The 14,332-nt window shown below is 57.9% G+C and carries 12 protein-coding genes; 7 read left to right on the top strand and 5 right to left on the bottom strand.

From position 1 onward, the window contains the following. Positions 1-8 precede the first annotated feature (8 nt). Entirely contained in the window at positions 9-935 is a 927-nt protein-coding gene (locus AC0TNJ_RS16195; protein ID WP_473768244.1) for a cation diffusion facilitator family transporter, read from the bottom strand. A 139-nt stretch (positions 936-1,074) separates the two neighbouring features. Further along, positions 1,075-2,097 (bottom strand): substrate-binding domain-containing protein, encoded by a 1,023-nt coding sequence (locus AC0TNJ_RS16200; protein ID WP_473768243.1) that lies wholly within the window; start codon positions 2,095-2,097, stop codon positions 1,075-1,077. A 355-nt stretch (positions 2,098-2,452) separates the two neighbouring features. On the opposite strand from AC0TNJ_RS16200, the gene AC0TNJ_RS16205 reads away from it, so the two are divergent. The 6 genes from AC0TNJ_RS16205 to AC0TNJ_RS16230 all read left to right on the top strand — a co-directional run bounded on the left by AC0TNJ_RS16205 (position 2,453) and on the right by AC0TNJ_RS16230 (position 8,528). Beyond that, on the top strand, positions 2,453-3,718 hold the full coding sequence (locus AC0TNJ_RS16205) for an ABC transporter substrate-binding protein (RefSeq protein WP_122001139.1): 1,266 nt from the start codon (positions 2,453-2,455) through the stop codon (positions 3,716-3,718). A gap of 89 nt (positions 3,719-3,807) precedes the next feature. Beyond that, positions 3,808-4,785 carry a carbohydrate ABC transporter permease gene (locus AC0TNJ_RS16210; protein WP_473771686.1) on the top strand — a complete coding sequence of 326 codons (978 nt, stop codon included), beginning with the start codon at positions 3,808-3,810 and terminating at the stop codon, positions 4,783-4,785. Between the two features lie 2 nt (positions 4,786-4,787). Then, the gene (locus AC0TNJ_RS16215) at positions 4,788-5,615 is read left to right on the top strand and encodes a carbohydrate ABC transporter permease (RefSeq protein WP_162997309.1); all 828 of its coding nucleotides are present in this window, start codon (positions 4,788-4,790) and stop codon (positions 5,613-5,615) included. Between the two features lie 8 nt (positions 5,616-5,623). After that, on the top strand, positions 5,624-6,625 hold the full coding sequence (locus AC0TNJ_RS16220) for an ABC transporter ATP-binding protein (protein WP_473771687.1): 1,002 nt from the start codon (positions 5,624-5,626) through the stop codon (positions 6,623-6,625). Between the two features lie 62 nt (positions 6,626-6,687). After that, positions 6,688-7,473 (top strand): ThuA domain-containing protein, encoded by a 786-nt coding sequence (locus AC0TNJ_RS16225; RefSeq protein ID WP_473768241.1) that lies wholly within the window; start codon positions 6,688-6,690, stop codon positions 7,471-7,473. Positions 7,474-7,481: 8 nt separating this feature from the next. After that, a complete protein-coding gene (locus AC0TNJ_RS16230) occupies positions 7,482-8,528 on the top strand; it encodes a Gfo/Idh/MocA family protein (protein ID WP_122001134.1) in 1,047 nt (348 codons plus the stop codon). Positions 8,529-8,570: 42 nt separating this feature from the next. On the opposite strand, the gene AC0TNJ_RS16235 is transcribed toward AC0TNJ_RS16230, so the two are convergent. The 3 genes from AC0TNJ_RS16235 to AC0TNJ_RS16245 all read right to left on the bottom strand — a co-directional run bounded on the left by AC0TNJ_RS16235 (position 8,571) and on the right by AC0TNJ_RS16245 (position 12,302). Continuing rightward, on the bottom strand, positions 8,571-9,932 hold the full coding sequence (locus AC0TNJ_RS16235; RefSeq protein WP_208851915.1) for a hypothetical protein: 1,362 nt from the start codon (positions 9,930-9,932) through the stop codon (positions 8,571-8,573). An 88-nt stretch (positions 9,933-10,020) separates the two neighbouring features. After that, positions 10,021-11,190, bottom strand: a complete 1,170-nt coding sequence (locus tag AC0TNJ_RS16240) for an iron-containing alcohol dehydrogenase (protein WP_473771688.1) — start codon at positions 11,188-11,190, stop codon at positions 10,021-10,023. A 362-nt stretch (positions 11,191-11,552) separates the two neighbouring features. Next, positions 11,553-12,302: an AraC family transcriptional regulator gene (locus AC0TNJ_RS16245; protein WP_122001131.1), complete on the bottom strand. Its 750-nt coding sequence runs from the start codon at positions 12,300-12,302 to the stop codon at positions 11,553-11,555. A gap of 308 nt (positions 12,303-12,610) precedes the next feature. On the opposite strand from AC0TNJ_RS16245, the gene leuA reads away from it, so the two are divergent. After that, the gene (leuA, locus tag AC0TNJ_RS16250) at positions 12,611-14,296 is read left to right on the top strand and encodes a 2-isopropylmalate synthase (RefSeq protein ID WP_473771689.1); all 1,686 of its coding nucleotides are present in this window, start codon (positions 12,611-12,613) and stop codon (positions 14,294-14,296) included. The last annotated feature ends 36 nt before the right edge of the window (positions 14,297-14,332 follow it).

A 14,332-nucleotide genomic window follows, 5' to 3' on the forward strand; every position in this document is an offset into this window, starting at 1 on the left:
GCCTAGGATCACACGGCCCACTCTACATCCGTGGTAAAGGCGATGGTCAGCCATCGGTCCGGTCCTTCGCCGCCGAGCGCATCGCCGATCTCGTCGCGCAATGCGTCCCATTCCTCAAGTTTTCGCGGCGGAAGATCGGGGGGAACGATGAAATAAAGCTCGATCTGCTTGCCGCGGCCAACTTTGGCGACATAAGCGCGGTATGACAGGAAACCGTGGCGCTTGACGAACTCTTCGGCAATCTTGTCGACATGCTGTTTGAGGTCCGCAGGGGTGACTAGGAAAATGTCGGCCAACGCCTGTTTGATCGTGCCGATCGGCATGGGAATGATGACAAGGCAAACAACCGCCAGAACTGCGGGATCGATATACGGCGTCAGCCAGCCAAGCTCCGTATTCTCAATGGCATAGCCAATCGAGAAGGCGATCAAAAGCGCTGCGGTTATTCCGCCCGACATGATCCAGGCTTTGGCGTCGAGCGCCACGAAATCCGACTTCAATGTGCGGTTTGCGCGCATTTCGAACCACGCCATGCCGAGGCAGGCGATGAGCGCGACCACCGCATAGAAAATCGCATAGCTGAATTCAAGATCGCGTCCGCCATCCATCAGGCTGCCGATTGCATTGATAAGCGCGTAGATCGCAACGCCGGTCAGCATCATGCCATTGAGGCCAAGCACCATGGGTTCCAAATGCCAGAAGCCCATCGTGAATCGATCACGCAATCTTCCGCGTGGCTGCTCCGGCAAGGCAGAGAGCGCGATGAGGCGTGAAACGAGAAGTGCTAACCCGCTCATGGCCGCATCGGCAAGCATGTAAACGCCATCGAATACGATAGAAAATGAGCCGGATAACAGGCCGAACACAACGCCGAACCCAGCAACGAATATAGTAACCGCTATTGAGAGCTGAAGAATAGATTGTTCACTGCGCAATTTGTACTCCGATTTAAACCAAACACAACGCGGTTTGGTTCCGGGTGCGCCCTTGGGCCGTCGATACCAATTCCGCGTTGCACGGCAAATCTACACCGGCGGCGCTAAACTGGCAAATCGGGTTGGTTCTTCGGCGTCTTCAGGCCCATTCCGGCACGCGGGTTGCGGATTCACGCAGGATGAGTTCGACGGGCCACAACTCGTGAATATCGGCGGCTGCATGTCCGTCGAGTATATCCATCAGCAGGTCGGCGCAGCGTTTACCCGCCGCGCGCATGGATGAGCGGGTTGCAGTCAGCGACGGCACCATATTGTCGGCGCTGAGGAATGAAATCACGTCATCATGAGCGATGACCGAAATATCCTTGCCAATGGTCAGGCCGAAGGAGCGGGCGGCACGGTAGATGCCAAGCGCGGTCATCATGGAACCGGCAACGAATGCCGTCGGGCGCGGATCGCGTTCCAGAAGCTTGCGCGCGAGGCGATAACCGATCTCGTCCGTGAAGTCGCCATGTTCAACCAGATCGGGGTCGAAGGCGATGCCTCTGCTTTCAAGCGCTTTCCGGTAGCCTTCGTCGCGGTGCAGCGAGAAGGTGAAGCCATAACGGCCATTGATCATCGCGATACGGCTATGGCCGAGATCCAAAAGATGGGCAGTGGAGCGGTAGACCGCGCCCTCATTGTCGATGTCGAGCCATGCATGCGGAATGTCCGTCTCGGAACGCCCATGGACGAGAAAGGGTATGCCCAGCTCGTGCAGCATGCGGATACGTTCGTCATTGGGCTTTGGCGAGGTGACGATGATTGCATCGACGCGGCGGCTGGTAGCCAGACGCCGGCAGAGCTGCACTTCATCCTCGGTTCCGTTGTTGGCAATCGGGCTGACGAGAATATCGACTTCATCCTGACCAAGCCGTTCCGCCATGCCGCGCATGAATTCGGCGAAGTGGAACTCGCTGTTGCGGCCCATCACGACACCGATGGCGCCGGCGCGCCCGGTCACCAGCCTGACCGCGTTGACGTTTGGCCGATAGCCGAGGCGCACAGCCTCATCCATGACCCGCTTGCGCGTGCTTTCCGCCACTTCGGGATAGCCGCTCAACGCCCGGCTGACGGTCGTTGCAGAAAGGCCCAGATGTTTGGCGAATTCACGGAGCTTCATTTGGCTTTCGAATGATACAGGCAGGCAAGGCGACGGATTATAGCCGCTTCCCTGCGATTAACAATTGCGGCACTTAGGTCCTGGCCCTAGTGTGCAACGAAACCAAACCGATTTCAAGTTTGTTTGAATTTTCATTCAGGGAGGCTTCAGAAAATATGCGCCGAAAGCATTCTTCAACAGCTGGATCAGCTTCTAAGGTATTGGATTATATATTGATATAAGTCGTAGGTGAACGAAATCGAACGGGGCAATAATCTGCGGCTTGACAGAAATGCGGTCCTCTGCAACCTTTCCGCCATCCAAACCGTTTTCGATTTTAGTAAACCGCTTGCAGGATGGATGGGAGGAGGGAACTATGAAGGCTTTTCAAGGTGTGCTTGCGGCGTGCGTGGCGCTTGGTCTGGCGACGGTGAGTGCCCATGCGGTGGAAATTTCCATCGCGGCCAATTCGACAGGCAACAACATCAAGTTTCTGCAGGAGCAGATCGTCAAGTTCGAGAAAGATACCGGCAACAAGGTCAATATCGTCTCGATGCCGCCGTCGAGCAGCGAGCAGTTCAGCCAGTATCGTCTCTGGCTCGCAGCCGGCAATGCCGATATCGACGTCTACCAGACCGATGTGGTCTGGGCGCCGCAACTATCCGACCAGTTCGTTGACCTCAAGGAAGCGACGAAGGATGTGACGGGCGCACATTTCCCCTCCATCATCGCGTCGCAGACCGTGAACGGCAAGCTGATTGCGCTGCCATTCTATACGGATGCTCCCGCGCTTTTCTATCGCAAGGATCTGCTGGAAAAATATAACAAGCAGGTTCCGAAGACCTGGGACGAGATGACGGCCACCGCCAAGGAAATCATGGACAAGGAGCGGGCCGAAGGAAAGTCCGATCTCTGGGGCTTCGTGTTTCAGGGCAATGCCTATGAAGGCCTGACCTGCAACGCGCTGGAGTGGATCAAGTCTTCCGGCGGGGGGCAGATCGTTGAAGCCGACGGAACGATTTCGATCAACAATGAAAAAGCGGCGGCTGCTATCGACCGCGCCAAGGGCTGGATCGGTACGATTTCGCCGCAGGGCGCGCTTGCCTATCAGGAGGAAGAATCGCGCGGTGTCTGGCAGACAGGCAATGCAGTCTTCATGCGCAACTGGCCCTATGCATATGCGCTCGGTAACAGCGCGGATAGCGGCGTGAAGGGCAAGTTCGACGTGGCGCCATTGCCCGCCGGTGCGGAAGGCGATGCACCGTCCTCGACACTTGGCGGCTGGAACCTTGCCGTCTCGAAATATTCCACCAAGCAGGATGCGGCCATCGCGCTGGTGAAATATCTGGCGTCGCCGGAAGTGCAGAAGGTGCAGGCGGTCGAGATTTCTCGCCTGCCGACCATTGCGGCGCTCTATGATGACAAGGACGTCATTGCGGCGCAGCCTTTCATGGCCAACTGGAAGCCGATCTTCCAGAATGCCGTGCCGCGGCCCTCGGCCGCGACAAAGGTGAAGTATAACGAAGTGTCGTCGAAATTCTGGACCGCCGTGCACAAGACGCTCTCGGGCAACGGCACGGCGGCGGAGAACCTCGAAATGCTTGAGGTCGAGCTGACTGAGCTGGAAGGCTCTGGCTGGTAGGGACCGATCAAGCCGCGTTCGGGTTGTCCTCCCAAGCCCCTATCGGGCAACCCGAACGCCTTTCTCATCCGATGACCCGGAGCAGGATCATGACGGAGACTTCTCTTGATGCGTCGAGGAACCTGCGGAGGCGGGTTCATTCCGACCTTGGCGCACAGCGAAAACGGTCGGCATGGGTGTTTCTCGCACCGACGCTGGTCGTGCTGGCGCTGGTGGCGGGCTGGCCATTGCTTCGCACCATCTATTTCAGCTTTACCAACGCGTCCCTGACGAGCCTTGGTACGGCGGAATTCGTAGGCTTCAACAATTACCTGTCATGGGTGACGCTCAAGAGCGGACGCACCGTCTATCGCGGTCTTCTGGCCGATCCGGCCTGGTGGGGCGCGGTCTGGAACACGATCCGGTTCACGCTGCTTTCGGTCAGCCTTGAAACGATCTTTGGCATGATTGTCGCGCTGGTGCTGAATGCGAATTTCCGGGGGCGCGGTTTGGTGCGCGCGGCGATCCTGATCCCGTGGGCGATCCCGACCATCGTTTCGGCCAAGATGTGGGGCTGGATGCTCAACGATCAGTTCGGCATCCTCAATCATATCTTGCTCAATCTGGGTCTTATCAGCCAGAAGATCGCCTGGACGGCTAATCCCGATACAGCCATGATCGCAATCCTGATCGTCGATGTCTGGAAGACGACGCCTTTCATGGCGCTGCTTATTCTGGCGGGGCTGCAAATGGTGCCGTCCGATATTTATGAGGCTGCGAAGATCGATGGCGTGCATCCGCTGAAAGTGTTCTGGCGCGTGACACTGCCCTTGATCCGCCCGGCGCTGATGGTGGCGATTATCTTTCGCATGCTGGATGCGCTGCGCATTTTCGACCTCATCTATGTGCTGACGCCCAACAATGCCCAGACCAAGACCATGTCGGTTTTCGCCCGCGAAAATCTCTTCGATTTCGACAAGTTCGCCTATGGCGCGGCGGCATCCACGATGCTGTTCCTCATTATCGCGGCTATCACCGTGCTCTACATGTTCTTCGGGCGCGTGAATATTGGCGGCAGGGGGGAATAGTCATGATGCGCACTGTAAAAATGCTCGGCTTCTACCTGCTTGTGGCGCTCATCATTCTGATTGCGGTGTTCCCGTTCTATTATGCGATCATCACAAGCTTAAAATCGGGAACGGCGCTGTTTCAGGTCGATTATTGGCCCAGCAGCTTTTCGCTCGACAATTATACCGGCGTACTGACGCAGGGAAGTTTTGTGCGCAGCCTCGGCAATTCGCTTCTGGTGGCGACCGTGGTAGTGGCAATCTCGCTGCTGCTCGCGGTGACGGCTGCCTATGCGCTGGCGCGGGTGCGCTTCCGGGGGCGGGGGCTCTTGCTTCTCACCATCCTGTCGGTGTCCATGTTCCCGCAGATTGCGGTGCTGGCGGGCCTGTTCGAGCTGATCCGCTTCCTTGGCATCTTCAATACGCCGCTGGCGCTGATCTTTTCCTATATGATCTTCACGCTGCCGTTCACCGTCTGGGTGCTCACCACTTTCATGCGTGACCTGCCGGTGGAAATCGAAGAGGCGGCAATTGTCGATGGCGCGTCGCCATGGGTGATCATTACCCGGGTTTTCATGCCGCTCATGTGGCCCGCTCTGGTGACGACGGGATTGCTCGCCTTCATATCCGCGTGGAACGAGTTTCTGTTCGCGCTCACCTTCACATCGTCCGGCAGCCAGCGCACCGTGCCTGTGGCTATCGCGCTTCTGTCCGGCAGCAGTCAGTTTGAAATCCCATGGGGAAACATCATGGCGGCTTCCGTCATCGTCACGGTTCCCCTCGTCATCCTCGTGCTCATCTTCCAGCGGCGGATCGTGTCCGGTCTGACGGCAGGCGGCGTAAAGGGTTAGGTACAACCATGGCAGAACTTCAATTGCGCGATGTGCGCAAGTCATTCGGGAATTTCGAGGTTATCAGGGGCGTGGATATGGATATCCGCCCCGGCGAGTTCATGGTTTTCGTCGGCCCCTCCGGCTGCGGAAAATCTACGCTGCTGCGTCTCATTGCCGGGCTTGAGGAAATCACCTCGGGCAGCCTTTCCATCGATGGAACGGTGGTCAACAGCTTCGCGCCATCGAAGCGCGGCATTGCCATGGTGTTCCAGTCCTATGCGCTCTATCCGCATATGACGGTCTATGAGAACATGGCTTTCGGCATGCAGCTTGCAGGCAAGAGCAAGGATGAATGCCAGGAGCGTATTCATCAGGCCGCAGAGATGCTACAGCTGACGCCTTACCTGGAGCGCCTGCCGCGCCAGCTTTCCGGCGGGCAGCGCCAGCGTGTCGCGATTGGCCGCGCCATCGTGCGTGATCCGAAAGTCTTCCTCTTCGATGAGCCCTTGTCCAATCTCGATGCGGCGCTACGTGTGGCTACAAGGCTTGAGATCGCCAGGCTCCACCAGAGCATGGAAGACACCACCATGATCTACGTGACGCACGATCAGGTGGAGGCGATGACATTGGCCGACCGCATCTGCGTGTTGCGCGATGGGCGCGTGGAGCAGATCGGTACGCCGCTTGAGCTTTACGAAAAGCCCAATTCGCTTTTCGTCGCCGGGTTCATCGGATCGCCGAAGATGAATTTCCTGACCGGCAGCCACGCCGAGCCTTTCGGCGCCCATACGGTGGGACTGCGCTCCGAGCATCTGGCCATCGTACCCGAAGGCGGCCATTGGTCGGGTCAGGTTATCCATACCGAAATCCTCGGTTCCGATACCTATGTCTATATCGATCTCGGTCTGGAAGAGCCGCTGGTGGTCCGCGAAAGCGGTGTGTCGGCACGCAAGCCCGGCGAGACACTCTCGGTTTCCCCGACAGGGAACCACGTTCATCGTTTCGATGAAAAAGGCCGCGCCGTCTGACGCCGACCTCCCAAGCTCAAAATGGATCGCGGGCTGAAATGCCCACAACAAGGAGAATATTCGTGCCTATTCGTACCATCGTCTGGGGTGAAAACATCCACGAGCAGATCAATGAAACCGTGCGCTCGGTCTATCCCGAAGGCATGCACAACACCATCGCCAAGGCGCTGAACGAGGATAGCGCCATTCAGGCGACCACCGCCACGCTTCAGGAGCCAGAACACGGTTTGCCGGAAGAACGCCTTGCCGAAACGGACGTGCTGGTCTGGTGGGGGCACAAGGATCACGGTGGCGTCAGCGACGAAGTCGTAGAGCGCGTGGCAAAGCGCGTCTTCGAGGGCATGGGCCTGATCGTGCTTCATTCCGGCCATTTCTCAAAAATCTTCAAGCGCCTGATGGGCACGCCTTGCGCGCTCAAATGGCGCGAGGCGGGCGAGCGCGAGCGCGTCTGGGTCGTCAATCGCGGCCATCCGATTGCGCAGGGGCTGGACGAGAATTTCGTGCTCGAAAATGAGGAAATGTACGGCGAGCAGTTTTCGGTGCCCGAACCGCTGGAAACCGTTTTCATCTCGTGGTTTGCTGGCGGCGAAGTGTTCCGCTCCGGCATGACCTGGCGGCGCGGCGCGGGCAATGTGTTCTATTTCCGGCCCGGCCATGAAACCTATCCGACCTATCACGATGCGAATGTGCGCACGGTTCTGCGCAATTCGGTCAAATGGGCCTATAATCCGCAACCGGCCTGGACCGGCATTCATACCGCGCCGAATGTTCCGGTCGAGAAGGCATTGGAGCCGATCGTGGAGCGCGGGCCGAAATTGCACAAAGCCGGTGAAGCCGGTTATCGCTGAGGTGCATCATGCGTCTTCTTATTCTTGGTACAGGCGGCATGGCGAAGAACCATGTCGAAGCCTTCAAGGCCATCGAGGGCGTCGAGGTCGTGGCGGCGTGCGATGTTTCGGCAGTGCGCGTCGATGCGTTTTCGGAAAACCACGGCATTCACAACCGCTTCACGCGGCTTGAGGATGCGCTGGAGTGGAACCGTTTCGACGCGGTTGCCAATGTGACGCCGGATGCCATCCACCACCCGACCACAATCGCGCTGGTCGGCGCTGGCAAGCATGTCTTCTGCGAAAAGCCGCTGGCTGAAAGCTACGAGAAGGCCGCAGAAATGGCCGATGCCGCCGAGCAGGCGGGCGTCGTCAATATGGTCAACCTCACCTATCGCAATGTCGCGCCGCTACAAAAGGCGCGCGAAATGGTGCTGGCGGGCGAGATCGGGCAGGTGCGTCACTTCGAGGCGTCCTATCTGCAAAGCTGGCTGGTCTCCAAGGCGTGGGGTGACTGGAAGACGGAGAGCAAATGGCTCTGGCGTCTTTCGACCCGGCATGGCTCGAATGGTGTTCTGGGTGACGTCGGCATTCATATTCTCGACTTCGCGACCTATGCCATCGGCAGCGATGTGGAGCGGGCTTCGGCGCGGCTCAAAACTTTCGAGAAAGCCGATAACAACCATATCGGCGAGTATGTGCTGGATGCCAATGACAGCTTCGTCATGATGGCGGAATATGCCAATGGCGCGCTGGGCGTCATTCACGCCAGCCGCTGGGCCACGGGTCATCTGAACGAGCTGCGGCTGCGTATTCATGGCGACAAGGGCGCGCTCGAAATTCTCCATACGCCAACCGGTTCCAGCCTGCGCGGTTCCATCGGGGAGGATATCGAAACGCCGGTCTGGCGCGATATCGATGCAGGAACGGTCGAAACCAACTATCAGCGCTTTGCCCGTGCAGTTGCCGATGGCGCGCAAATGGAACCGAGCTTCCGTCATGCGGCCAACCTGCAACGGGTTCTCGATCATGCGATGATCGTGGACAGGCCGTTGCCTGAAGTCGTCAGCGGATAGAATGGGCGGAAGCCCTCCCGGTCTTGCCGGGAGGGCAATTTGTCAGTTGTCCTTGGTAAAGGTGTTATCTGTCTCGCCACGGAAGAAGTCGCGGCCATAGATCAGCAGGCACAGGACAACACCCGTTGCAAACGCCCAGGCTGCGCCGCGTGTAGCGAGAACCGCACCCACAACGCCGGCAATGCCGAGATCACGTTGCGAGCGAGCTTCGAGAATGCCGACGCGAACCGAAACATAACCTTGAATAAGCAAGGTTAGCGCAAGCGCCACGCCGAGGATCGGCTGAACGAGCGTTACGATCGGCATCAGGAACAAGCCGGTATTGGTGCCCCAGCGGAACGAGCCCGCGCCGCCGAAGATCGAATGCATGGCCTTCTTGCCCTGCGAAAAACGCTCGGTGATGACCACATGCATGGCCGACCAGAGCGGTCCGCACATGCAAACATCCGGCCCCAGAACACTCATTGCCGCGTTGCGCCCGCCAAAAATCAGGTGCGCGCGATCGGGATTGTAGTCCACTTTTTCGTCGGGGCGCGCCTCGTCGGCTTCCTTCAGGATGGCGCGGCTTTGCAGTACGTCGCCGAATACGACGATATAGGCCGCAAGCATGGTCGGGATAGCGCTGAGAAACATCGAAAGCGGCGGCAAGCCGAGGCCGAAAACCGTGTATTCACGCCACAGCGTTGCGAAGTCCGGGCTGGTGAGCGACCATTCGAGCTTCGGCCACTGCGCTTCCCCGAAAAGGGGAGCGATAATGACAGCAAGCAGAATGATCGGAAACACGCCAAGCTTTCCAATGATGGCGAGTATCGGATTGCTGTTCTTGATACGCGCAAAATGGCGGGAAAAGATGACATAGAAGCCAAGGCCGACGGCAATGGTGATCGTGAAGGGGAACGTATCGAAACGCCCGCCAAGCTGGAAAACCGATATGACAGCGGCAAATCCCGCACCGACGATGATGCCCGCCTTGATGGCGGCTGGAATGAGCTGCACCACGCGATGCGCCATGCCCGTCGCGCCGATGAAAATGGAGAATATGCCCAGCATCATCTGGAATGCGACCAGCGCGTGAACGCGTTCCGGTCCTTCAGGGAATGTGGCGCAATAGGCCATCAGCAGCGGAATGGCAGGGGTGATCCAGCCCGGAACGACAGGATCGCCCAGAAGATGGTGGGCAAGATAGAAAAGCCCATTGAGAACCACCACGGCAAGGGCGACCTCGAAGGGCATGCCGAGCAGTTCGGTCATCAGCGGGATGGCGGACAGGTCCACTGCACACATCAGCAGGCCCTGAAAATAATCCGGCCATTCGAATTTGTAGTGAAGGAAGGGCAGGCGAATTTTGAATGGTCCGGCAGGCCAGTATGGCTGCTCCTGACCGTCGATACGTTCAGTGCTCAATTTATTCTCCGAAGACATGAGGAACGGCTGCGGAGAAGCGGCAATCAGCTCGCTTCTCCGGCACGTTCCGTCAGGTCGTTGTTATTGATCAGAAAGCTTCGCGGTAAAGCGCGAGCGCATCGGCCTCGGTCACGTCAACCGGGTTGTTGCCCAGAAGCCGTGTCTGCAGCATCGCGTCGCGCGCCAGCATTTCAAGGCTGTCTTCGGTCACGCCGACATCACGCAGGCGGCGCGGTGCGCCGGAGCTGTTCATCAGCTCTTCCATATAGGTGACGAAGGCCGCTGAACGCTCTTCCGTCGTGCCTTCAGATTTCTCCAGCAGGAGATCGGCAAGCTCGGCATAAAGCGTGGCTGCGCCCGCCATGTTGTAACGCAGGACAGGTCCCAGCATCAGCGCGTTGGAAAGGCCATGCGGCACATGATAATGACCGCCAAGCGGATAAGCCAGCGCGTGAACGGCGCCGACAGGCGAGTTGGAAAAGGCCTGACCGGCATAGTTGGCGCCGAGCAGCATGGCCTCGCGGGCATGACGGTCATTGCCGTTTTCGCAGGCTGCAACCAGATTGGCTGAAAGAAGCTTCAGCGCTTCGCGGGCGAATGCGTCTGACAGCGGGTTCTTCTTGATCCGGCTCGTATAGGCTTCGATCGCATGGACCATGGCGTCGATGCCGGTCGCCGCCGTATGAAGGGCGGGCAGGCCGCAGGTCAGCTCCGCATCGAGGATAACAAAGTCAGCGTAAAGCTGGCGGGCGACGACGCCCATCTTCGTGGTTTCGCCGGTTGTCAGAATTGTGATGTTCGTGACTTCCGATCCGGTTCCAGCGGTTGTCGGAATCTGGATCAGCGGAAGACGGCTGCCTTGCACCTTGCCGATGCCGTAAAGCTCGGAAAGTTCCTGTTCGGAAACGAGCAGCACAGCCGCGAGCTTGGCGATATCCATGGAAGAGCCGCCGCCCAGACCAAGTACGATATCGCAACCGGCGGCCTTTGCTTGCTCAACACAGGCAAACAATACGGATTCCGGCGGATCGGCTACCACGTCATCGAACACGCTGATACCGAATCCAGCCTTTTCAAGCGAGGCCAGCGCATGGTTGAGGACGCCGGCCTTGTGCAGGCCCTTGTCCGTCACGATCAGAATCTTGCGTTCGGAAAACCGCTCGCCGAGGATTTCGCCGAGGCGCTTGGCAGCGCTCCATTCGACGAGCATCGAGCCGACGGTATCGAACGAAAATGGCTTGATCTCTGTTGTCATCATTCCACCCTTATCACTTTCACCAGCGCCGAGGTCTCTCACTTCCTCACCGGCACACAACGCTGGGCTTATCCCGGAAAAGCTTCTGTCTTGGGAAGGAAGCGCCTCCGTCATTTTCCGATACAGCCGATGCATCGGTGGTTCTGAAGAAAAGCCTGGGAGAAACTTCTCGTCTGTTCAGTATATTGAACAATGTTCAAAACTAAACGACCGATACAGGATAAGAAGCAGGACTGTCAATTTCTCCCTTCGATCAGGAGGGCTGAATCAAGGCCAGAAAGTTCGCGGTCGAAATGCCCCGGAATATAAGCGATTGAAAATGTTCGCTTTCACTTCGGTTGCCATCACACAACTTTGTGAATATTTCAGGAAAAATAACTTGCCGGGCTTCGCCCGAGGCTGCGTTTGAACGTTGCGGCGAAAGCGCTTGCGCTTTGATATCCGCAGTCCAGCGCAACGGTGACGACGGGCATTCCCGCGGCCAAGGCGGGCAGGGCAGCGAGCAATCGTGCCTGTTGCCGCCAACGGCCATAGGTCATGCCGGTCTCGCGCTCGAAGTGTCGCATGAAACTGCGCCTGCTCATGCCGGTTCGATCAGCGGCATCGTCAAGGGACAGCTCTGTATCGGGCTCTGCTTGCAGGGCTTCACAAAGTTTGCGGAACCGTTGATCCAGAGGCATTGGAAGATTGAGCGGTTCCGCGGGTAGAAAGGTCAGTTCTTCCAGCAAAAGTTCGCTGATACGCTGTGCAAAGGATGTAACAGGCTGGTCCTGCAATTCAACCAGACGCAGGATCAGTTCCCGTAATAATGGCGAAACTTCCACCACGCCACAGGACGGGGGAAGGGAGCTGGCCGCATCCGAACGGACAAAGATCGTACGAAACTGGACCGGTCCATGGCTGCGCGTTGCATGTTCCACCATCGGCGGTACCCACACCGCACGATTTGGCGGCACGACCCAGGTGCCGCTCTCCGTTGTGACGGATACCACGCCGGATCGCGCATAGATCAGTTGCGCATCCTGATGGCGGTGCGGCGGCCCGGCAAAAGACGTGTCATCTTGCGCCAGGGCCGATAGGGCGAGCGCAAGCGGCGCGGGGTAGTTCAGCGACATGGGTTGACCCTTTTGCGCTCTATTATGACCCTGATGCGCAAGAATGCCAATATCGGGACGTCTATTATCGGGTGGAGAAGCCAGTTTTCCAGAAAGCCTGAACGTGTCCGCTTGCGCCTGCCACAACACAGTTGTTTCGACGGAGTTGAACACTCCGGTCGGCAATGCGCGACTGGCGTCCCTGCTTCTTCTCCTTCGACTTACCGGCGACCGTTGGGCCTGATGGCATCCCGGCGGTCGTAATCTGCCGTCAATCCCTTTCCCATTGTCGCAGTCGCTGCTCCGCGCAGCCGAAGGAATCTATTGTCATGTTGCAGAACCCGGACAGCAAATACCGTCCTTTCATATCTCCAATCGAACTGCCGGATCGCCAGTGGCCGAACCGGCGCTTGACGCAGGCGCCACGCTGGGTATCGACAGACCTGCGCGACGGCAATCAGGCGCTTGCCGACCCGATGGATGGCGACAAGAAAATGCGCTTTTATCGCATGCTCCTGGAAATCGGTTTCAAGGAAATCGAGGTTGCATTTCCTTCAGCTTCGCAGACGGAATTCAATTTTGTCCGCCGCCTGATCGAAGAGGAACTGATACCCGACGATGTGACCATTCAGGTGCTCACCCAATCGCGAGCCGACCTGATTGCACGCACTTTTGAATCCCTGCGCGGAGCGCGTCAGGCCATTGTCCATCTTTATAACGCGACAGCGCCGCTCTTCCGTCGCGTTGTGTTCAAGATGGAAAAGAACGAGATAATCGACCTGGCCGTCTGTGGCGTAACGGCCATGCTGGAGGAAAGCCGGAAGCAACCCGAGACGCGTTGGACGTTTGAATATTCACCGGAAACCTTCTGCTTTACCGAGCCGGACTTTGCGCTGGAAATCTGTGAACGTGTTCTGGATGTCTGGCAGCCAACGCCGGAAAACAAGGCGATCCTGAATCTGCCTGCTACCGTTGAAGTGGCAATGCCGAACGTCTATGCGGACCAGATCGAATGGTTCTGCCGCAATCTTTCCCGCCGCGACAGCGTGATCATAAGCGTCCATCCGCATAACGACCGGGGCACAGCGGTGGCTGCAACGGAACAGGCCCTGCTCGCAGGCGCTGATCGTGTCGAGGGCTGCCTGTTCGGCAATGGCGAGCGCACTGGCAATGTCGATCTCGTTACGCTGGCGCTGAATTTCTATACGCAGGGCATCGACCCAAAACTGTATTTTCCAGAAATGCGTTCCGTCGTGCGAACGGTGGAACATTGCAATGACTTGCCAGTTCATCCGCGCCATCCCTATGCAGGCGAACTGGTCCATACAGCTTTTTCCGGCTCGCATCAGGACGCTATCCGCAAGGGCTTTGCCGCGCATGAAACGCGTAATGACGGAATATGGGAAATGCCTTACCTGCCCATTGACCCGAAGGATATCGGCGAGAGCTATGAAGCCGTCATTCGCGTCAACAGCCAGTCGGGCAAGGGCGGCGTGGCGTGGGTGCTGGAACAGGACCGGGGCCTGAAACTGCCGCGTCCGCTGCAAATCGATTTCAGCCGTCGCGTACAGGCATTTGCCGACGATACCGGCAAGGAAACGACCTCTGAAATGATCTGGACGCTGTTTAGCGACCTGTATCATTTGAACGCAAACGTCGAATTCGAGCTTCTGAATTACAGGGAAAGCAGACCGGCGCGGAGCGGCGAGCCGCGTGTCTTTGCCGGGCGAATCCGGCATCGCGGCAAGGAAATCGCCATAACGGGGCGCGGCAATGGTTTGATCTCAAGTGCGGTCTCGGCATTGCAGACCGGTTGCGATATCGATCTGGAAATCGTCGATTATCACGAGCATTCGCTGAAAAAAGGCACCTACGCGCAGGCCGCGGCCTATATCGAATGTCGGACGCAGGATGGGCGGAAAGTTTTCGGCGTCGGGATCGATGACGATATCGCAACCGCGTCGATACGGGCTGTGTTAAGCGCTGCCGCGAATTTTTCTGCGAGCGGTGCTTAAAAAGTGAGGAGGCAGGCAAGATTTGCTCTTGACCTC

This window comes from Ochrobactrum sp. PL_is483, from assembly GCF_055816855.1.